The 18,128-nt window shown below is 62.1% G+C and carries 25 protein-coding genes; 5 read left to right on the top strand and 20 right to left on the bottom strand.

Going from position 1 to position 18,128, the window contains the following annotated elements; translation table 11 throughout:
- Positions 1-33: 33 nt before the first annotated feature.
- The 10 genes from tatA to hisD are packed head-to-tail and all read right to left on the bottom strand — an operon-like array spanning position 34 to position 6,564.
- Positions 34-246 carry a Sec-independent protein translocase subunit TatA gene (gene tatA, locus B058_RS0112090; RefSeq protein WP_018508754.1) on the bottom strand — a complete coding sequence of 71 codons (213 nt, stop codon included), beginning with the start codon at positions 244-246 and terminating at the stop codon, positions 34-36.
- A gap of 18 nt (positions 247-264) precedes the next feature.
- Positions 265-603, bottom strand: a complete 339-nt coding sequence (locus B058_RS0112085; RefSeq protein ID WP_018508753.1) for a histidine triad nucleotide-binding protein — start codon at positions 601-603, stop codon at positions 265-267.
- Positions 596-913, bottom strand: a complete 318-nt coding sequence (locus B058_RS0112080) for a phosphoribosyl-ATP diphosphatase (protein WP_018508752.1) — start codon at positions 911-913, stop codon at positions 596-598. The genes B058_RS0112085 and B058_RS0112080 overlap by 8 nt, the downstream gene beginning before the upstream one ends.
- The gene (hisI, locus tag B058_RS0112075; RefSeq protein WP_018508751.1) at positions 910-1,296 is read right to left on the bottom strand and encodes a phosphoribosyl-AMP cyclohydrolase; all 387 of its coding nucleotides are present in this window, start codon (positions 1,294-1,296) and stop codon (positions 910-912) included. Before hisI ends, B058_RS0112080 begins: the two co-directional genes overlap by 4 nt.
- Positions 1,293-2,048 carry an imidazole glycerol phosphate synthase subunit HisF gene (gene hisF, locus B058_RS0112070; protein WP_018508750.1) on the bottom strand — a complete coding sequence of 252 codons (756 nt, stop codon included), beginning with the start codon at positions 2,046-2,048 and terminating at the stop codon, positions 1,293-1,295. Before hisF ends, hisI begins: the two co-directional genes overlap by 4 nt.
- Positions 2,049-2,062: 14 nt before the next feature.
- Positions 2,063-2,818 (bottom strand): 1-(5-phosphoribosyl)-5-[(5-phosphoribosylamino)methylideneamino]imidazole-4-carboxamide isomerase, encoded by a 756-nt coding sequence (hisA, locus tag B058_RS0112065; protein ID WP_026240877.1) that lies wholly within the window; start codon positions 2,816-2,818, stop codon positions 2,063-2,065.
- A gap of 30 nt (positions 2,819-2,848) precedes the next feature.
- Positions 2,849-3,535, bottom strand: coding sequence for an imidazole glycerol phosphate synthase subunit HisH (hisH, locus tag B058_RS0112060; protein ID WP_018508748.1), 687 nt, complete (start codon positions 3,533-3,535; stop codon positions 2,849-2,851).
- Between the two features lie 28 nt (positions 3,536-3,563).
- Complete coding sequence (gene hisB, locus B058_RS0112055) at positions 3,564-4,151, bottom strand: imidazoleglycerol-phosphate dehydratase HisB (RefSeq protein WP_018508747.1); 588 nt, start codon at positions 4,149-4,151, stop codon at positions 3,564-3,566.
- A gap of 30 nt (positions 4,152-4,181) precedes the next feature.
- Complete coding sequence (gene hisC / locus B058_RS0112050; RefSeq protein WP_018508746.1) at positions 4,182-5,246, bottom strand: histidinol-phosphate transaminase; 1,065 nt, start codon at positions 5,244-5,246, stop codon at positions 4,182-4,184.
- 13 nt (positions 5,247-5,259) lie between these two features.
- On the bottom strand, positions 5,260-6,564 hold the full coding sequence (gene hisD / locus B058_RS0112045; RefSeq protein ID WP_018508745.1) for a histidinol dehydrogenase: 1,305 nt from the start codon (positions 6,562-6,564) through the stop codon (positions 5,260-5,262).
- 151 nt (positions 6,565-6,715) lie between these two features.
- On the opposite strand from hisD, the gene B058_RS0112040 reads away from it, so the two are divergent.
- Positions 6,716-7,126 (top strand): Fur family transcriptional regulator, encoded by a 411-nt coding sequence (locus B058_RS0112040; protein ID WP_018508744.1) that lies wholly within the window; start codon positions 6,716-6,718, stop codon positions 7,124-7,126.
- 19 nt (positions 7,127-7,145) lie between these two features.
- Positions 7,146-7,454 carry a putative signal transducing protein gene (locus tag B058_RS0112035; protein WP_018508743.1) on the top strand — a complete coding sequence of 103 codons (309 nt, stop codon included), beginning with the start codon at positions 7,146-7,148 and terminating at the stop codon, positions 7,452-7,454.
- 13 nt (positions 7,455-7,467) lie between these two features.
- Here the strand turns inward: B058_RS0112035 and B058_RS0112030 are convergent, their stop codons facing one another.
- Positions 7,468-7,836, bottom strand: coding sequence for a hypothetical protein (locus B058_RS0112030; protein ID WP_018508742.1), 369 nt, complete (start codon positions 7,834-7,836; stop codon positions 7,468-7,470).
- Positions 7,836-8,780: a LysR family transcriptional regulator gene (locus B058_RS0112025; RefSeq protein WP_018508741.1), complete on the bottom strand. Its 945-nt coding sequence runs from the start codon at positions 8,778-8,780 to the stop codon at positions 7,836-7,838. Before B058_RS0112025 ends, B058_RS0112030 begins: the two co-directional genes overlap by 1 nt.
- Before the next feature lie 160 nt (positions 8,781-8,940).
- On the opposite strand from B058_RS0112025, the gene lplT reads away from it, so the two are divergent.
- A complete protein-coding gene (gene lplT / locus B058_RS0112020) occupies positions 8,941-10,158 on the top strand; it encodes a lysophospholipid transporter LplT (protein ID WP_018508740.1) in 1,218 nt (405 codons plus the stop codon).
- A gap of 76 nt (positions 10,159-10,234) precedes the next feature.
- Here lplT and B058_RS0112015 read toward each other — a convergent pair whose 3' ends face one another.
- The 8 genes from B058_RS0112015 to B058_RS0111980 all read right to left on the bottom strand — a co-directional run bounded on the left by B058_RS0112015 (position 10,235) and on the right by B058_RS0111980 (position 15,736).
- A complete protein-coding gene (locus B058_RS0112015; protein WP_018508739.1) occupies positions 10,235-10,750 on the bottom strand; it encodes a TPM domain-containing protein in 516 nt (171 codons plus the stop codon).
- Positions 10,744-11,568, bottom strand: coding sequence for a TPM domain-containing protein (locus B058_RS0112010; protein WP_018508738.1), 825 nt, complete (start codon positions 11,566-11,568; stop codon positions 10,744-10,746). Before B058_RS0112010 ends, B058_RS0112015 begins: the two co-directional genes overlap by 7 nt.
- Positions 11,569-11,644: 76 nt before the next feature.
- Positions 11,645-12,331, bottom strand: coding sequence for a LemA family protein (locus tag B058_RS16915; RefSeq protein ID WP_018508737.1), 687 nt, complete (start codon positions 12,329-12,331; stop codon positions 11,645-11,647).
- 40 nt (positions 12,332-12,371) lie between these two features.
- Positions 12,372-13,424: a class I SAM-dependent methyltransferase gene (locus B058_RS0112000; protein WP_018508736.1), complete on the bottom strand. Its 1,053-nt coding sequence runs from the start codon at positions 13,422-13,424 to the stop codon at positions 12,372-12,374.
- Between the two features lie 34 nt (positions 13,425-13,458).
- The gene (locus tag B058_RS0111995) at positions 13,459-14,130 is read right to left on the bottom strand and encodes a uracil-DNA glycosylase (RefSeq protein WP_018508735.1); all 672 of its coding nucleotides are present in this window, start codon (positions 14,128-14,130) and stop codon (positions 13,459-13,461) included.
- A complete protein-coding gene (gene rimI, locus B058_RS0111990; RefSeq protein ID WP_018508734.1) occupies positions 14,124-14,591 on the bottom strand; it encodes a ribosomal protein S18-alanine N-acetyltransferase in 468 nt (155 codons plus the stop codon). Before rimI ends, B058_RS0111995 begins: the two co-directional genes overlap by 7 nt.
- The gene (gene tsaB / locus B058_RS0111985; protein WP_018508733.1) at positions 14,588-15,277 is read right to left on the bottom strand and encodes a tRNA (adenosine(37)-N6)-threonylcarbamoyltransferase complex dimerization subunit type 1 TsaB; all 690 of its coding nucleotides are present in this window, start codon (positions 15,275-15,277) and stop codon (positions 14,588-14,590) included. The genes rimI and tsaB overlap by 4 nt, the downstream gene beginning before the upstream one ends.
- 39 nt (positions 15,278-15,316) lie before the next feature.
- Positions 15,317-15,736: an HIRAN domain-containing protein gene (locus tag B058_RS0111980; RefSeq protein ID WP_018508732.1), complete on the bottom strand. Its 420-nt coding sequence runs from the start codon at positions 15,734-15,736 to the stop codon at positions 15,317-15,319.
- Positions 15,737-15,935: 199 nt separating this feature from the next.
- On the opposite strand from B058_RS0111980, the gene B058_RS0111975 reads away from it, so the two are divergent.
- Together B058_RS0111975 and B058_RS0111970 are read left to right on the top strand one after the other, a co-directional pair.
- Positions 15,936-17,333, top strand: a complete 1,398-nt coding sequence (locus B058_RS0111975) for a PhoH family protein (RefSeq protein ID WP_040724430.1) — start codon at positions 15,936-15,938, stop codon at positions 17,331-17,333.
- Positions 17,334-17,358: 25 nt separating this feature from the next.
- The gene (locus B058_RS0111970) at positions 17,359-18,123 is read left to right on the top strand and encodes a DUF4197 domain-containing protein (RefSeq protein WP_018508730.1); all 765 of its coding nucleotides are present in this window, start codon (positions 17,359-17,361) and stop codon (positions 18,121-18,123) included.
- The last annotated feature ends 5 nt before the right edge of the window (positions 18,124-18,128 follow it).

Here is an 18,128-nt window from a genome sequence, read left to right as displayed (position 1 = left end):
CGGTGGATTGCCCGATCCTTCCAGGCCACACACTTAGGAATGGTGCTTGTCCTTCACTTCGGCATCGATGGTATGCCCGGTCTCATCCTTGTCGCTCAATTTGGGTGCATCTTCCTTCATGCCGTCCTTGAACCCCTTGACCGCACCGCCCAGATCGCTGCCGATGTTGCGCAGTTTTTTGGTACCGAAAATCAGTAGCACGATTACCAGAACGATCAACCAGTGCCAAATGCTAAAGCTGCCCATGGAATGTCTCCTTTAAATTTAACTTTTCCTGGCGGGATCGCCCCCGCCAAATACGTGAACATGGATATGGAACACTTCCTGGCCACCGCCGCGTCCGGTGTTGATCAAGGTCTTGAAGCCCGTGTCTAGCCCCTGTTCCTTGGCCAGACGCGGCGCCAGCAACAACATCTTGCCCAGGAGCGCCTGATGCTCGGGCAAGCAATCGGACAGGGCCGCGATGTGCGCCTTCGGAATGATCAGGAAATGCACCCGCGCGAACGGATGGATGTCGTGAAAAGCCAGCACATCGTCGTCTTCATAGACCTTTCCGCTCGGCAATTGTCCGGCCGCGATTTTGCAGAAAATGCAGTCACTCATGTCGATTCGCTTTTTCGGTCAGTCCTGACAAGCCTTCGCGACGCGCCAGTTCGTTCAGCACATCCGCCGGCTTCAATCCCTTGTACGCCAGCAACACCAGGGTATGAAACCACAAATCGGCGACTTCGTAGATGATCTTTTCGGCCTGGCCGTCCTTCGCCGCCATCACGGTCTCAGTCGCTTCTTCGCCGATTTTTTTCAGGATGGCATCCGTGCCCTTGGCGTAGAGCTTGGCAACGTAGGAGCTGTCGGGCGACGCCTGCTTGCGCGCTTCCAGCGTATCGGCCAGGCGGTCGAGGATATCGCTCATTTGCGGTAGATCTCGTCGGGATTCTTCAGCACCGGGGCAGTCGTCACCCAGTGGCCATTGTCCAGCTTCTGGAAAAAGCACGAGCGGCGCCCGGTATGACAGGCAATGCCGCCCAGCTGTTCAATTTTGAGCAACACCACATCGTTATCGCAATCAAGGCGGATTTCACTGACGTTCTGCACATGGCCGGATTCTTCGCCCTTGCGCCACAGTTTGTTGCGCGAACGCGACCAGTACACTCCGCGCAGCGTGCGTGCCGTTTCTTCCAGGGCCTCGCGGTTCATCCACGCCACCATGAGGATTTCCCCGCTGGCGGTGTCCTGCGCGATCGCCGGAACGAGCCCTTGCGCATCCCATTTGACGGCATCGAGCCAGTCGTTCACAGGCGCACCTCGATACCGTGCTGTTTCATGTAGCGCTTCGCCTCATCCACTCCATATTCGCCGAAGTGGAAGATGCTGGCCGCCAGCACCGCATCGGCCCGGCCTTCCTTCACACCATCGACCAGATGCTGCAGCGTGCCGACGCCGCCGCTCGCGATGATGGGGATGTCGACCGCCTCGGAAATCGCGCGCGTGAGTTCCAAGTCGAAGCCGCTTTTTGTTCCGTCGCGATCCATCGAGGTAAGCAGCAGTTCGCCCGCACCCAGGCTTTCCATTTTCTTTGCCCACTCGACCGCGTCCAGCCCGGTGGCCGTGCGACCGCCGTGGGTGAAGATTTCCCAGTGATCGCCGGCGCGCTTGGCGTCGATCGCCACCACAATGCACTGGCTGCCGTAACGGTCGGCCGCATCCTTCACCAGTTGTGGGTTGGTGACCGCGGAAGTATTGATGCTGACCTTGTCGGCACCAGCGTTGAGCAGACGCTGCACGTCCCCGACTGCGCGCACTCCGCCGCCCACCGTCAGCGGAATAAACACTTCCGAAGCGACCGCCTCGATGATGTGCAGGATCAGGTCCCGGTTGTCGGACGATGCAGTGATGTCGAGAAAGGTCAGTTCGTCGGCGCCCGCCTCGTTATAACGGCGGGCGATTTCGACCGGGTCGCCGGCATCCTTCAACTCGACGAAATTGACGCCCTTGACTACGCGGCCGTTGGTGACGTCGAGACAGGGAATGATGCGCTTTGCCAGCATGGTCAGTCCTCAGGTCAGACTCCGAACACGCCGCCAGCCAGTTCATCGGCAAGCTTCTGCGCCTCGGCGAAGTCGAGCGTACCCTGATAGATTGCACGTCCGGTGATCGCGCCGATGATGCCGTCCTTGGCCACGGCGGAGAGTGCCCGGACGTCGTCGAGGTTGGTCACGCCGCCGCTGGCGATGACCGGAATCGACAGCGCCTGCGCCAGCCGCTGGGTGGCGTCCACGTTCACCCCAGTGAGCATGCCGTCGCGCCCAATGTCGGTATAGATGACGGCCTCGACGCCGTAGCCCTCGAAACGCTTGGCCAGATCGATCACATCGTGGCCGGTGATCTTGGACCAGCCTTCGACGGCGATCTTGCCATCCTTGGCATCCAGCCCGACCATCACGTGCCCGGGGAAAGCATCGCAGGCCTCGTGCAGGAAGCCGGGATTTTTCACCGCGGCCGTACCGATGATAACGTAGCGCACACCATCGTCGAGATAGCGCTCGATGGTGGCGAGGTCACGAATGCCGCCGCCGAGTTGCACCGGCATTTCATCCCCCACCGCAGCGACGATCGAACGAATCGCCGCATCGTTGACCGGCTTGCCGGCAAATGCGCCGTTCAGGTCGACCAGATGCAGGCGCCGCGCGCCCTGCTCCTTCCAGTGGCGTGCCGTGGCGGCCGGGTCTTCGGAAAACACAGTGGCCTTGTCCATTTCGCCTTGTTCCAGGCGCACGCAGTGGCCGTCTTTAAGGTCGATCGCAGGAATAATTAACATGGCTGATCAGCAGGGTCGTACGGGAGAAAATTAGGCGCAGGCTGCGCCGGACATATCGCAGGCGGTATCGCGCTCGCCCGGATTCCAGGTTACAAAATTGCCCAGTAGCGTCAAGCCATCATTCTGACTCTTTTCCGGATGAAACTGGACTGCAAAGATGTTCTCCGACGCCACCGCGCAGGTAAACGGAAACGGGTAGTGCGAAAACCCCGCGATCACATCGGGCGCGGTCGGCTGCACAAAATAGCTGTGGACGAAATAGAAACGCGCGCCCTCCTCGATCCCCGTCCACAAGGGATGCGGCATCGCCTGATGGACATTGTTCCAGCCCATGTGTGGGACCTTGAGCTTGTTACCGGCATCGTCATGCATCGCCTCGTGCGGGAATCGCTGCACCGTGCCGGGCAGGATGCCAAGGCAGGCGGTATCGCCTTCCTCGCTGTGCTCGAACAGCACCTGCATGCCCATGCATATCCCCAGGAAGGGCTTGCCGCGGGCGGCGTCGATGATCACCTGACGCAGGCCGCGCGCATCGATTTCGCGCATGCAGTCGGGCGCCGCGCCCTGTCCGGGAAACACCACGCGTCCGGCTGCCGCGATCACCGCCGGATCGGACGTCACCGCCACGCTGGCCGACGGCGCGACGTGCTCGATGGCCTTGGAGACCGAACGCAGGTTGCCCATGCCATAGTCGATGACGGCGATATCGACGCTCACTGCCCAACCTCCAGGATTCGCGTTGCGATCATAGTGCGCCTTTTGTCGAGGGCAGTATGTCGCCCATGCGTGCGTCGGCTTCCATCGCCATCCGCAGCGCACGGCCGAAGGCCTTGAAGATCGTCTCGGCCTGATGGTGTGCGTTGATCCCGCGCAGGTTGTCGATGTGCAGCGTGACACCCGCGTGGTTGATGAAGCCGCGGAAGAACTCGAGGAACAGGTCGACGTCGAATTCGCCGATGCGCGCACGCGTGTAGTCGACGTGGTATTCCAGCCCTGGCCGACCGGACAGGTCGATCACCACACGCGAGAGTGCTTCATCCAGCGGCACGTAGGCATGGCCATAGCGGCGGATGCCTTTCTTGTCGCCGAGCGCCTGGGCGAAGGCTTGTCCCAGGGTGATGCCCGTATCTTCCACCGTGTGGTGGGCATCGATATGCAGATCACCCTTGGCCTGGACATCCAGGTCGATCAGGCCATGACGCGCGATCTGGTCGAGCATGTGATCGAGAAACGGCACGCCGGTATCGAGGTTGGATACGCCCGTACCGTCGAGATTGAGACTGACCGCGATCTGGGTTTCGAGGGTATTGCGAGTGACTTGTGCGGTGCGCATGGCGTCGGAAAATAAGGCTGTAGAAGAATTCTAGCAGTTCACAATGGCTTTCAACGCGACAAGCAGTGCGTCGCATTGCGAATCGGTGCCGATCGTGATGCGTAAAAACGGCGCAATACGGGTCGGATTCCGGAAATGCCGCACGATGATGCTGCGCTCGCGCAGTGCGGCAGCCAATGCAGCGCCGTCCTGGGCAGGATGGCGAGCGAAGATGAAGTTGGCGGCCGAGGGCAGCACCTGGAAACCCAGGGCTTCCATACCGGCCACCAGCCGGGTGCGCGTCGCCACCACTTTGGCGCAAATGGACTCGAAATAGGCATGGTCTTCCATCGAAGCCAAAGCCCCTGCCTGGGCGAAGCGATCGAGCGGATAGGAGTTGAAGCTGTCTTTCACCCGGTTGAGCGCCTCGATCAGATGTGTCTGGCCGATGGCATAGCCGACACGCAGGCCGGCCAGGGCATGCGATTTGGACAGTGTGCGGACGACCAGCAACTGCGGATAACGGGCCACCAGTCTCACTGCCGACTCGCCGCCGAAATCGATGTAGGCTTCGTCGATCACCACCACCGAGTCCGGATTGCCTGCCAGCAGACGCTCGATCTCGCTCAGCGGCAGCAAACGTCCGGTCGGAGCATTGGGATTGGGGAAAATCACTCCGCCGTTGGGCGCGAGATAATCGTCGATCCTGATCTCGAATGTGTCCGTCAGCGGAATCTGCCGGTAGGCGATCTCGTACAGCCCGCAATACACGGGGTAGAAGCTATAGCTGATGTCGGGAAACAGGATCGGCTGGCCGTGCTTCAGCAGCGCCATGAACGCATGCGCCAGCACCTCGTCGGAACCGTTGCCGACGAACACCTGGTCGGCCGCCACGCCATGATACGCCGCGATGCCGGCTCGAAGCCGGTCCGAGCCAGGGTCGGGATAGAGACGCAGCGTGTCGGCCGCTTCCGCGCGCACGGCGTCGAGCACCTTCGGGCTGGGGCCGTAGGGATTCTCGTTGGTGTTGAGCTTGACCAGATTGGCCAGCTTCGGCTGCTCGCCCGGCACATAGGGCGTCAGGCCGTGCACCACGGCGCTCCAATAACGACTCATGGAAGCAGCGGGCTCATTTATGGACCAGACGATACTCGGCCGAGCGCGCGTGCGCCTGCAGGCCTTCGCCATAGGCAAGCGTGGCGGCGATCCGCCCGAGTGTCTGCGCGCCGGCCTGCGACACATGGATCAGGCTGCTGCGCTTCTGGAAATCGTACACGCCCAGCGGGGACGAGAAGCGCGCGGTGCGCGAGGTTGGCAGTACGTGGTTCGGTCCGGCGCAGTAATCGCCCAGCGCCTCGCAGGTATTTTTTCCCATGAAGATCGCGCCGGCGTGGCGCAGCGTGGGCAGCAGCGCATCGGGATCCGCCACCGACAGTTCCAAGTGTTCTGGCGCGATCGTATTCGAAATCGCCACCGCGTCGTCGAGGTCGCGCGTCTTGATCAGCGCCCCGCGATTGGTGAGCGAAGTGCGGATCACTTCGCTACGCGGCATTTCTCCAATCAATTGGTTGATTGCCGCCGCCACCGCATCGAGGTAGGCCGCATCCGGCGACAGCAGGATCGACTGCGCCATCTCGTCGTGTTCGGCTTGGGAAAATAAGTCCATCGCCACCCATTCCGGCGGCGTGTTGCCGTCAGCAATGACGAGGATTTCGGACGGGCCGGCGATCATGTCGATGCCCACCGTACCGAACACGCGGCGCTTGGCCGCTGCCACGTAGGCGTTGCCCGGGCCGACGATCTTGTCGACCTGCGGCACGGTTTGGGTGCCGTAGGCCAGCGCCGCCACGGCCTGCGCGCCACCGATGGTGAACACACGATCAACCCCTGCGATCGCGGCAGCGGCCAGTACCAGCTGGTTGTGCTCACCGCCCGGGGTCGGTACCACCATGATGAGTTCGCCGACGCCTGCCACCTTGGCCGGAATCGCGTTCATCAGCACTGACGACGGATAGGCGGCTTTGCCGCCCGGCACATACAGTCCGACGCGATCGAGCGGCGTCACTTTCTGCCCCAGTACGGTGCCGTCATCCTCGGTATAAGTCCACGAACCCTGGAGCTGCTTCTCGTGATAGCGGCGTACGCGATCCGCTGCGGCCTCCAACGCCTGGCACGTGTCGGCCGGCAGGGCTTCGAGTGCGGTCCGCAATTGCGCAGCATTCAGCTCCAGGCTGACGACCGAGGCCGCCGGCAGGCGGTCGAAGCGTTCGGTATATTCGAGCACGGCCGCATCGCCCCGCGTTTTCACGTCGTGCAGTATGGCGGCAACCGTCTGCTCGATGGCGGCGTCGGCCGCATCGTCGAATTGCAACAGACGGGCAAGGCGTGCCTGGAAATCAGGCTCGGTGCTGTCGAGGCGGGTGAGGGTAACCACAGGATTCCTGCTTCACAAAATAAGGGTGGAAGACTGGTTGGGATTGTACCGGTTTTGGCGCCGCGCCGCGCGCGGGCGGGCCTTTCCAGATGCTGGTCATACCCATTCCGGGAATTAGACAAAGTCCAGATTGGTGTTTATCATAAGGCGCATGCATTACACGCGCGACAATATGGCCGGCCTTTTGCGCAGCCACGACATCAATCCGACCCACCAGCGGATCGAGATTGCGCACGCGCTGTTTTCGCGTCAGGAGCACCTCTCGGCCGATCAGGTGATGGCGATCGTCAACACCCGCCACTCCGAAACCTCCAAGGCCACGGTCTACAACACGCTCAAGCTGTTCCTGGAAAAAGGCCTGGTGCGCGAAGTCATCGTCGATCCCAGCAAGGTGTTCTTCGACCCCAACACCGACCCGCACCATCATCTCTATGAGGTCGACAGCGGCAAGCTGTCCGACATCGACGCCGAGCATATACAGATTTCCGGCCTGCCGCCGCTGCCACCCGGCATGGTGACCGAAGGCATCGATCTGATCGTGCGCATCCGCCGCAAGGCGTAACACCTGTATTCGCCCGTCGATGAAACGGGTCCACATCGCCCCCACCCTGCTCGATGCCCAACTGGTCGTCGACGCCCTGTCCAGCCTCGGCATCGCCAGCCACATCTTCAATGCCAACGCCGCGGGCGCGCTGGGCGAGGTTCCCTTCCTCCAGGCCCAACCCGAAGTGTGGGTCGAGGACGACACCCGGGAATGCCAGGCGCGCGAGGTATTGGCGGATTTTCTGAACGTGAAGCCCGGTGCGGAAAAGATTTGCCCGCACTGCGGCGAGCGCAATCCCGGCAATTTCCTGAGTTGCTGGCAATGCGGAAGCCTGCTGCCCGGCTAAAGCCTGCGCAACGTCAGGACGGCTGCGGGTCCTTCTTCAAGGCGTCGAGATGCTGTTGATACTGGCGCGCAAAAATCCGTTCCAGTTCATCAATCGCCTCGACGGCTGCTACGCCGTGCACCAGATGACGCGTCATCTGCGCTGAGGCTTCATGAAATATCTGATTGCGTTCCAGCATCGGGTAAGTCTGCATCAGGCGCTGGATTGCCTTGACCACATTTTCCTGCTCGGGCCGCGGAATCGGAAGCGGCTCTGCTGGGGGTGCGCTGGCGGTTTCGGCACCTTCCTTGTCAGCCAGGAACTCCGCGTAATCCAGCAAGGCCTGCTGCCGCGATTCCGACAGCAAGCGGAATAGCGACACGAGACGCTTGCTGTCGCGCATCAGCGGTTGCGCCCCTTGACCGGCCGTTTCATCGGAACGACATCGACATTGCACTGCTGAAACTTGTTTTCGACGAAGCTGATGAAGGCGTCGAGCAGCTTGCTGCGGAATTTTTCCGGTGCATACACCATGGAAAGTTCGCGCGTCAGCCTGGGCTTCAAGGGAATCGCAGCGAGCGTGCCGAGCTGGATCTCCTTGGTGACGGTGGATGCCGACATGATGGCCACGCCGAGATTGGCCTCAACTGCCCCCTTGATCGCCTCGCGGCTGCCCAATTCCATTTCAATATGCAGATCGTCCGGATTGACGCCATTGTCTTTGAAGAAGTCATCCACCACTTCCCGCGTGCCCGAACCGTGTTCGCGGGACACGTAAGGCTGCGCGGAGATGTCGTGCGCGTTCACGCTCGAACGCGAAGCCAGCGCATGATTCGGCGAACAAATCATCACCAGTTCGTCTTCGCAGCAGGCCAGCGTGGTCAGGTTGGGATTGTGAGAAGGCGCCTCGATCAGTCCGACGTCGAGCGAATGATCGGCCACTTTCGCCGCCACCGTTTCCGAATTGGCCACTGTGAGACGCGCCTGGACCTGCGGGAAACGTTCCTTGAATTCGCCCAGAATGCGTGGCAGCTGGTATTCGGCAATGGTGGTGGATGCACCGATCATCAGGGGGCCCGTCACCTGTCCGGTCAACTCGCCCACGCGCGCTTCCATCTCGCCGGTCAAAGCCAAAATGCGCTCGGCATAGCCCAGTACCAGATCGCCCGCCGGGGTCAGCGAAATCTTTCCATGGCTGCGCTCGAACAAGCGGGTGTTGAAATGTTCTTCCAACTGCTTGACCTGGAAGGTCACCGCGGGCTGCGTCATGTACAGAATATCGGCGGCCTTGGTAAAGCTGAGCTGCTTGGCGACGGTGTAGAATACTTGTAGTCTGCGGTCGGCCATTAAATCCCGTCCTTGGGTCAGAAAAGATTTTTATTCAACCACAAACCCGTCCGTGTTGAAACCATCCCATAATCAAGCTGTTGTAACAGTTGAACTTTCCTGCGCCCCTCCCCTCCGGGCCGGCAGGGCATTGCGCCGATCGTAGTCCAGGCCGCCCCAGTTGAATCGCGCGTTTTACACCATCCTGCTTGCGCAGTTCCTGTCCGCTTTGGCCGACAATGCCCTGCTGTTCTCTGCGATCGGCCTGCTGGTTTTCTCCTCGGCGCCCGAATGGTATTCGCCGCTGCTGCAGACAGTTTTCGTCATTGCCTATATCGTGCTGGCCCCGTTGGTGGGCCCGTTCGCGGATGCGCTCCCCAAGGGGCGCGTCATGCTCATCGCCAACACGCTCAAATTCGCGGGCTGCCTGACCATGCTGGCCGGGCTGCATCCCTTGCTGGCCTATGCCATTGTCGGCATCGGTGCCGCCATGTATTCGCCTGCCAAGTACGGCATCCTCACCGAGTTGTTGCCTAGCGAGAAACTCATTGTCGCCAACAGCTGGATGGAAGGCACCACGGTCGCCGCCATCGTGCTCGGCGCCATCATTGGCGGCGCGCTCATCAACCCGCATTTTGCCGAGCGCATCCTGGCGACCGCCGGGCTCTCTGCAGCCGTCATCGCGCCCAAATTTGCCATCGTCGTCATCACCGGGCTCTACCTCGGCGCCGCGTTCATCAATCTGTTCATCCCGCGTCTGCCGATCGACCACAAACTGCCCAATCGTTCGCCGTTGTATATCCTGCATGACTTCGGACACAGCTTTCTTCTCCTGTGGCGCGACCCCCTCGGCCAGGTGTCGCTCGCCGTCACCACCCTGTTCTGGGGCGTCGGCGCCACGCTGCGTCTGCTCATCATCGCCTGGGCCGCGCTCAATCTGAAATACGGCCTCGACCAGGCCACCCAGCTCACCGCCGCGTCAGCGTTCGGTATTGCCATCGGCTCGATCCTGGCAGGAAAATTCGTCCGCCTGCAGCGTGCCATCAGCGTGCTCCCGGCCGGCATCCTCCTCGGCTTCGTGCCGATCGCCCTGATCTGGGTGGAAAGCCTGATCCCCGCCGTGTTCCTGCTCACCCTGGCGGGCGTGCTGGCAGGCTATTTCGTGGTGCCGATGAATGCCCTGCTGCAACACCGCGGACATCTGTTGATGGGGGCAGGCCATTCCATCGCCCAGCAGAATTTCAACGAGAACATCAGCATTCTGCTACTGACCGGCGCCTACGCCCTGATGGTGCGTGCCGACTGGCACATCCACACCATCGTCCTGGTATTCGGCCTGTTCATCAGCGCAGTGATGGCGACGGTCTGGCTACGCCATCGCCACGACGTCGTCCACTGACGGCCGGATCAGGCCTGGCCGGTACGCTCCGGAGCCTGCGATTTCACCACGCTCATCGCGCCTGCATCTCGTCTCCTCACTTGTATCCACTGGGCACAATCACGGGCCGGTCCGGCAGTTCGTCCGGATTACGCTTCCCGGGCGGGAAATGCGCAGCCAGCAGCGTGCTGATCTGCCGGACGCCTTCCAGCACGCCATGCTCGAATTCGCCCCGTCTGAAATCCGCTTCCATGGCCTCGGCCACCACGCCCCAGGCTGCCGGATCCACTCGCGCGGCTATGCCGCGGTCCGCAATGATTTCGATGTCGCGGTCAGCCAGCAGCAGATACACCAGCACGCCGCTGTTGTGTTCGGTATCCCACACGCGCAGGAAGGAAAACGCCTCGAGCGCGCGCTTGCGTCCCGTCATGCCGCGCCAGACCCAGAAAGCCGGCAGACTGTTCTCGATGGCGAAACGGATTTCACCGCCATGGCGCGTTTCCGATTCCCGGATCGCCGACTCGATCGCATCGAGCGTGGTGCGCGGGAATGCGCGTCGCCATGCCCAAGGCGGCATGAACAGATGCTTGAGCCAGCGTTTGACATTCACCATGAGCCTGATGCGCCTCCTCCGCCAAACCCACCACCTCCGCCGCCCCACGAGCCGCCGCCGAACCCGCCGCCGCCCCATCCACCACCGCCGCTCGACCAGCCGCCACCGTGGCGGAATCCCGTGGCCACGCCGGCAAACACGAACACGACGATGAACAGCAGCAAGGGGGTCAATCCCAGCAGGAAGGCACCGGCCACGCCACTGCCCAGTGCGGCGATGCCACCCGCTGCCGGGCGGCTCATCAAGGTGGCGAGCAACCAGCCCGCGACCATACCGCCGACGATCAGCATGACGAATACGCCGTCTCCCTCGCTTTGGCCGGATGCGCTGGGCGGCGGCAAGGGTTCGCCTTCGATCAGTTGCATCACCTGCTGCACGCCAGCATCGATGCCACCATTGAAATCGCCCGCCTTGAAATAGGGGGTGATGGTTTCGGCAATCACGCGCTTGGCAATCGCGTCGGGGATCGCACCTTCGAGCCCATAGCCGACTTCCAGTCGCAATGTGCGGTCGTCCTTGGCAACAATCAGGATCACCCCGTCGTCAACTTTCTTGCGGCCAACCTTCCATTGATCGGCCACGCGGATGCCAAACTGGGCAATATCTTCCGGCTGCGTCGTGGGCACGATCAGCACCGCGATCTGGCTGCCCTTCTGGGCTTCGAAGGCGGCCAGCTTGTTTTCAAGCGCGGCGACTTGTCCGGCGCTGAGCGTGGCAGTCAGGTCCGTCACGCGGCGCGACAGCTCGGGCACTGCCACCTGCGCCCACGTGGTCAGCGCGACAAGCGCAAGCAGAAGACCGAACGCGAGGCGCCTCACAAGGGAACTCCGACTTTCTACGGACTGAAGCCCGTGAAAGATCGCATGCGTCCGGAGCAGCCGGGTCATCCGGGGATCAGTAAGCACCCGCAGGCGCAGCGGGCGCAGGCGCAGCGGGCGCAGGCGCAGCGGGCGCAGGTGTAGCCGAGGGGGCCGGAGCGGACGTACCAAAATCGACCTTGGGCGGTATGGCGATGGCCTTTTCGTTTTCCACCGTGAAGGTCGGCTTGGTTTTGTAGCCGAACATCATCGCCGTCAAATTGGACGGGAAGGAGCGCACCGTGACGTTATAGGTCTTCACGGCGGCGATGTAGCGATTGCGCGCGACCGTGATGCGGTTCTCGGTGCCTTCGAGCTGTGCCTGCAGATCACGGAACAGGCCATCTGCCTTGAGCTGGGGATAGTTCTCGGCAACGAGCAGCAGGCGCGAGAGCGCGCCGGTGAGTTCGCCCTGTGCAGCGATGAACTTCTGGAACGCGGCTTCGTCGTTGATCAGATCGGGGGTTGCCTGGATCGATCCCACGCGGGCGCGGGCCTCGGTGACGCTGATGAACACATCCTTCTCGTGCGCCGCATAACCTTTCACCACATTGACCAGGTTCGGCACCAGATCGGCGCGGCGCTGGTATTGGTTCAGCACCTCGGCCCAGGTGGCCTTGATCTCTTCATCGGAACTTTGCAGCGTGTTGTAGCCGCAGCCGGACAAGGCCAGCGCCATGCATCCTGCAAGCATCCATTTGAACGCATTGAGCCATTTGAACATCGTCGTCTCCCAGGTTGAAGGATTGTTTCAATGATGCAGTCTACGCCACGCCCCACGTGGCAAACAAAGGGTCGGATTCCGTCAGCTTGTCGGCATAGCGGTCGTCCTTGGGACGCCTGAGTCCGCGCTCGACATAGGTTTCCACCTTCTTGAAGCCGGCCTGCTTGATCAGCGTGCCGACCCAGGCCATGCGCTCCATCGGATGCAGCTGCGTCCACAACCGGATCACCTTGGGTGGAAAATAGCGGTGCGACAACGTCACCACGAACATGCCGCCCGGCTTCAAGACCCGTCTGGCTTCGGCAACGATCTTATGCGGTTGCGTCAGGTATTCGAACGACACCGTGCACACCACGGCGTCAAAACTGGCGTCGGGGAAAGGCAGTACGGGATCGGCGTTGATGTCCTTCACGATACGCTCGGCGAGCTGTGGGTTGTCGTCGAGCTCCTCGGCATTGAGGCCCAGGCCGGCTGCCGACTGCACGGTGTCCGGCAGATGCGAGCGCCAGCCTGCCATCAGGTCGAGCACCCGCCCGTTCTCTGGCAGTACGGTGCGGTACAGCGCCTGGATGCGGCGCGCGCAGACGGCGTCGACGTGGGTGACCTTGCGGGCGAGTGCGTAAAACTCGGTATCGGGGAATTCGTCCTCGCGGCTGAATGCATCCGGCCCCTCGAAATCGGTCGGTGTCTGCACCTGCGTTTCCATGCCGCTCCATTCGAGCAGTTGCTCCACCTTGCCGACCGGCTCGGTCGAGACGTCGCTCTTGCCGCTGTCGATGCTGAAGATGCGGCCTTGCAGCGGATGGCTGAAGTTGGCGACGAAGCTGGATTCGCTCAGCTTCGTCACCCGGAACATCGGGGCGGGCGCGTCGTCGGCATGCAGCAGCTGCGATGGGTAGAAACGCCCCAGTTTCAGCGGCGCGATGTCGCTGCGGAACACCTCGTTCGGCACCTCGTGCTCGATCTTCGGCCCGACATCGACCTGGGCATCGACGGGCGGCGTGTCGCCGGGCATCCATATCACCACCTGATGGCGGCCAAGGTCGGAAAAATAATTGACGCGAAAACGCAGCGCGGAATGCAGAAGTTTCATTGTGGGTGAGTAGTAAGTCGTGAGCGGTGAGCGGTTAAGCTGTGACGAGGGCCTGCATCGTGCGTCGGGCCAGGCACAGATCTTCCCAGGCGCGCGCCTTGTCGGGCAGGTTGCGCAGCAGGTAGGCCGGATGATAGGTCACCACCAGCGGCACATTCTGGAACTGGTGCACGCGGCCGCGCAGGCGGCTGATCGCCTCGTCGGTGTCGAGCAGGCTTTGCGCGGCAAAACGCCCCAGCGCGAGGATGAGCTTCGGCCGGATGAGTTCGATCTGCGCCAGCAGGTAGGGCCGGCACGCGGCCACTTCGTCCGGCTCGGGATTGCGGTTGCCGGGCGGGCGCGATTTCAGCACGTTGGCGATGTAGACGTTGTCGCCGCGCCGAAGGCCGATCGAAGCCAGCATGGCGTCGAGCAGCTTGCCCGCCTGGCCGACGAACGGCTCGCCTATCCGGTCTTCATCCGCCCCGGGCGCTTCGCCGATGATGAGCCAGTCCGCGTTGCGGTCGCCGACGCCCAATACGCCCTGTGTGCGCGTGGCGGAGAGCTTGCAGGCGGTGCAATGCGCGACAGCGTCGGCCAGCTGGTCCCAGGTGTAGGACGGCGACTGAGGCGCAACAAGTGGTGCGCGGGAAGCAGGAAGCGTTTCACGCAACCGCCAGGCGGGGCCGATACCCAGTTCGCTGAACACGTCGTCACGGCTCAGCATGCCAGATCCTTCTTCATGATGAGTGCATCCTCGCGGCCGTTGCGGGCCGGGTAGTAGCCCCGGCGCACCGCCAGATCGACGAAACCGCTGCCATGGTATAGCGCGATGGCGGCGGCATTGGAGGTTCGCACCTCGAGAAACAGACTTGCGGCCTTGTGGTCGCAGGCCCGCGCCAGACAGTGCTCGAGCAGGTCGCGGCCGAGACCATGCCGGCGCCAGATCGGGGCGATGGTAAGGTTGAGCAGATGCGCCTCGCCCGCTGCGACCATCAATGCGTAGTAGCCGATGATTTCACCCTCGGCCTCGCGCACCCACATGCTGTAGCCGGCGCTCAGCGAGTCGGCGAAATTGCCCGGGCTCCACGGGTACTCGTAGCTTGCGAGTTCGATCCTGTGGATGCGTGGCAGGTCGGCCTCGGTCATCGGCCGCAGGTGGTGGGCAATTTCGAAGACAGCACTCATGCAGAGCACCTCGCGCGACGCTCGTCCACTGTCAGCGCCACTTTGTCACGCAGATAGATCGGCGCGGCCAGCGCCGCATCCTGCCGCTCGCCACGTTCGAATGCACGGGCGGCGAGCGGCGCCATCGCGGCGGCATCGGGCATCAGCGTGTCGTCGATGCGCGCCAGACGCGCGGCCAGACGCGGACGCAACACGTTGCCCAATGCGACGAAGCCATTGCTGGCGCCGACCCAGTCGCCCCCTTCCGGCACCGCCACCGATTCGGGCAGCGCCAGCTGCGGCTCGCTCACCGTGTGCCAGTCGACGCCATCTCTCCGGTAGGCCGCCCAGTAGACCTCGGCCATGCGCGCGTCAAGTACGGTCAACACCTGCTCCGCGCCCGCCTGTTCGGCGATCGATTCCAGCGTGGAGACGCCCACCACCGGCAGGTCGGCGCCCAATGCCAGCCCCTGCGTCACCGCACAGGCGATCCTGAGGCCCGTAAACGAGCCGGGGCCGGCGCCATAGGCGATGCCGTCAAGTTGGCGCAGGGCTATCGCCGATTCGCGCAGAAGGTCGTCCACCATTGGCAGCAGCAAGCTGCTGTGCCGCTGTTCGGCCAGTATCCGGCGCGCCTGGACATGGCCGTCCAGCCACAGCGCAGCCGAACACCATTCGGTGGAGGTATCGAGGACAAGCAATTTCATCCGTGCGATTTTACCGGTTGCAGCAGACAATCAGACGTTTCATGGCGAGTCCTGCCCGGCAGCGGGTTGAACGGGTATCAGGATTTCGAAGCGCACCCGCGACCACGGGTCGCGCACATCGGACAAACGAACAATGCGTGCCTCCAGTACCTGTCCCCGGTCGAGCAGACGCGCCACATCGGAATTCTCGCGACGCGGCACATAGCCGATCTTGTGGCCCTGCCATTCCACCCGCACCGCCCCGGCATCGTGGGAATTGTCCGGTTCGCGTACCAGGGCTAGCGCATCGCCCACCCGCATCTGCGACCACAGCGCCCTCCCTGCATGGTACTGGAACCCCGCAAGGGGCGAATCCTGCAACAAAATGTGCGCTGTGACCTCGGCGCAAAGCGGCTGCGACCACAACCAGACCAGCAGAAGCGCGATGGCAGGTCGGCCCGATGTCCATCCGGATCGCATGGGCGTCGTTGCACAGATAAGTTCGCGCATCATGTTCCTCTCGAGGTTCCGAGCTGGAGAGCCGAACATTCTACTGAGAATTACGGCATCCCATTCGCGCGGACCGGCAGAGCCTGCGTTTAATTTTTGACTGGACAAGCAGGCTCCGGCTTGAGGTAGGATGAATGCATTCCTGTCCTCACTTAGCAACGAAATCGACATGCCGAGAAAAGCCGCCACTCTGACCAAGTTGTTCGTATTGGATACCAACGTGCTGATGCACGACCCCACCAGCCTGTATCGCTTCGAAGAACACGACGTCTATGTGCCGATCGCAACCTTGGAGGAACTCGACCAGCACAAAAAGGGCATGAACGAGGTATCGCGCAACGCCCGCCAGGCCAGCCGTTTTCTCGACGAGATCGTCAGCAAGCTCGACAGCATCGAGGAAGGCGTGCCGCTCGCGCCGCATAGCCATAACGCCGCCACCGGCCGGCTGTTCCTGCAGACCCAGGCGATCACCGGCGACATCCCGCTGAGCCTGCCGACCAGCAAGGTCGACAACCAGATCCTCGGCGTCGTGCTATTCCTGTCGCGCCACTATCCCAAGCGGCAGGTCATCCTGGTGTCGAAAGACATCAACATGCGCATCAAGGCGCGTGCGCTGGGTCTGCCTGCCGAGGATTACTTCAACGACAAGGTGCTGGAAGACACCGACCTGCTCTACGCCGGCCTGCGCGAGCTGCCCGCCAACTTCTGGGACACGCACGGCAAAGGCATGGAATCGTGGCAAGCCAACGGCCAAACCTACTACCGCATCAAGGGACCGCTGGTCACCAGCCTGCTGCCGAACGAATTCGTCTTCCAGGAAGGCCCCAACCCGCTCTATGCGAAGGTACTGAAGGTCGAGGGCAAGCAGGCCGAGATGGTCACGGTGCGCGACTTCAGCCACCACAAGAACAACGTCTGGGGTATTACCTCGCGCAACCGCGAGCAGAACTTTGCACTCAACGTACTGATGGATCCCGAGATCGACTTCGTCACCCTGCTCGGCCAGGCTGGCACCGGCAAGACCTTGCTCACGCTGGCCGCCGGCCTGGCCCAGGTGCTCGACAAGAAGATCTACACCGAAATCATCATGACTCGCGTGACCGTCCCGGTCGGCGAGGACATCGGTTTCCTGCCCGGGACCGAGGAAGAGAAAATGACGCCGTGGATGGGCGCATTGGAAGACAACCTCGACGTACTGAACAAGAGCGACGACGATGCCGGCGAATGGGGACGCGCTGCCACGCAGGACCTGATCCGTTCGCGCATCAAGGTCAAGTCGCTGAACTTCATGCGCGGCCGCACCTTTCTTAACAAGTTCCTCATCATCGACGAAGCGCAAAACCTCACGCCCAAGCAGATGAAGACGCTGATCACCCGCGCCGGCCCCGGCACCAAGGTGGTGTGCCTGGGCAATATCTCCCAGATCGACACACCCTACCTCACCGAAGGCAGTTCCGGCCTCACCTACGTGGTGGACCATTTCAAGGGCTGGCCGCATAACGGCCATGTCACCTTGCAGCGGGGTGAGCGTTCGCGTCTGGCCGACTATGCCGCAGAAGTGCTGTAACCCGACACGCCCCAGGAGACGCATCATGGCTGCACTGATTTCAAAGCGCTGGATCATGCTGGCAGCCGGCCTTGCGCTGAGCCTGCCTGCCTATGCCTTCGACTGGAGCGGAATTCTAAAGGGCATAACCCGCCAACCTGCCAGCGAGACCGCCACAACCAGCAGCGTCGACGCGCTCTCCAATGCCGACATCAACGCCGGATTGAAGGAAGCGCTGACCCGCGGCGCCGACGCCGCCGTCGCCCAGCTCGGCCAGAAAGACGGCTTCTTCGGCAACGCCGCCCTGAAAATCCCACTGCCGCCCAGTCTGCAGAAAGCCGAAAAAGCCATGCGCATGTTCGGCATGGGCAAGCAGGCGGACGACCTGGTGCTGTCGATGAACCGCGCAGCGGAAGCCGCCGTACCGGAAGCCAAGACCCTGCTGGTCGGGGCAGTGAAGGAAATGACATTGGAAGACGCCAAGGGCATCCTCACGGGCGGCCAGACCTCGGCCACTGATTTCTTCCGCAGGAAAACGGAGGCCAAGCTCGCCGAACGCTTCGAGCCCATCGTCAAGGCGAACACCGACAAAGTCGGCCTGGCCCAGCAGTACAACCAGTATGCCGGCATGGTGGCGCAATTCAATCTGCTCGACAAGAAACAGGCCAATGTCGAGCAGTACGTCACGCAGCAGGCGCTCGACCGGCTCTATACCCTGATCGGGGAAAAAGAAGCGGCCATTCGCGCCAACCCGATGCAGGCCGGCAGCGACCTGCTGAAAAAGGTCTTTGGCGCCGTCAGCGGCAAGTGACTTCG

The sequence above is a fragment of the Thiobacillus thioparus DSM 505 genome (assembly GCF_000373385.1).
In the GTDB taxonomy this organism is placed as follows: Bacteria; Pseudomonadota; Gammaproteobacteria; order Burkholderiales; family Thiobacillaceae; genus Thiobacillus; species Thiobacillus thioparus.
This window is presented reverse-complemented; position numbering and strand designations above follow the sequence as displayed.

Bases quoted from the DNA above. Each gene is read 5' to 3' on its own strand.
- tatA (WP_018508754.1), bottom strand. From the start codon at position 246: ATGGGCAGCTTTAGCATTTGGCACTGGTTGATCGTTCTGGTAATCGTG.
- B058_RS0112085 (WP_018508753.1), bottom strand. From the start codon at position 603: ATGAGTGACTGCATTTTCTGCAAAATCGCGGCCGGACAATTGCCGAGC.
- B058_RS0112080 (WP_018508752.1), bottom strand. From the start codon at position 913: ATGAGCGATATCCTCGACCGCCTGGCCGATACGCTGGAAGCGCGCAAG.
- hisF (WP_018508750.1), bottom strand. From the start codon at position 2,048: ATGCTGGCAAAGCGCATCATTCCCTGTCTCGACGTCACCAACGGCCGC.
- hisA (WP_026240877.1), bottom strand. From the start codon at position 2,818: ATGTTAATTATTCCTGCGATCGACCTTAAAGACGGCCACTGCGTGCGC.
- hisB (WP_018508747.1), bottom strand. From the start codon at position 4,151: ATGCGCACCGCACAAGTCACTCGCAATACCCTCGAAACCCAGATCGCG.
- hisC (WP_018508746.1), bottom strand. From the start codon at position 5,246: ATGAGTCGTTATTGGAGCGCCGTGGTGCACGGCCTGACGCCCTATGTG.
- B058_RS0112040 (WP_018508744.1), top strand. From the start codon at position 6,716: ATGCATTACACGCGCGACAATATGGCCGGCCTTTTGCGCAGCCACGAC.
- B058_RS0112035 (WP_018508743.1), top strand. From the start codon at position 7,146: ATGAAACGGGTCCACATCGCCCCCACCCTGCTCGATGCCCAACTGGTC.
- B058_RS0112030 (WP_018508742.1), bottom strand. From the start codon at position 7,836: ATGCGCGACAGCAAGCGTCTCGTGTCGCTATTCCGCTTGCTGTCGGAA.
- B058_RS0112025 (WP_018508741.1), bottom strand. From the start codon at position 8,780: ATGGCCGACCGCAGACTACAAGTATTCTACACCGTCGCCAAGCAGCTC.
- B058_RS0112015 (WP_018508739.1), bottom strand. From the start codon at position 10,750: ATGGTGAATGTCAAACGCTGGCTCAAGCATCTGTTCATGCCGCCTTGG.
- B058_RS16915 (WP_018508737.1), bottom strand. From the start codon at position 12,331: ATGTTCAAATGGCTCAATGCGTTCAAATGGATGCTTGCAGGATGCATG.
- B058_RS0112000 (WP_018508736.1), bottom strand. From the start codon at position 13,424: ATGAAACTTCTGCATTCCGCGCTGCGTTTTCGCGTCAATTATTTTTCC.
- B058_RS0111995 (WP_018508735.1), bottom strand. From the start codon at position 14,130: ATGCTGAGCCGTGACGACGTGTTCAGCGAACTGGGTATCGGCCCCGCC.
- rimI (WP_018508734.1), bottom strand. From the start codon at position 14,591: ATGAGTGCTGTCTTCGAAATTGCCCACCACCTGCGGCCGATGACCGAG.
- tsaB (WP_018508733.1), bottom strand. From the start codon at position 15,277: ATGAAATTGCTTGTCCTCGATACCTCCACCGAATGGTGTTCGGCTGCG.
- B058_RS0111980 (WP_018508732.1), bottom strand. From the start codon at position 15,736: ATGCGATCCGGATGGACATCGGGCCGACCTGCCATCGCGCTTCTGCTG.
- B058_RS0111975 (WP_040724430.1), top strand. From the start codon at position 15,936: ATGCCGAGAAAAGCCGCCACTCTGACCAAGTTGTTCGTATTGGATACC.
- B058_RS0111970 (WP_018508730.1), top strand. From the start codon at position 17,359: ATGGCTGCACTGATTTCAAAGCGCTGGATCATGCTGGCAGCCGGCCTT.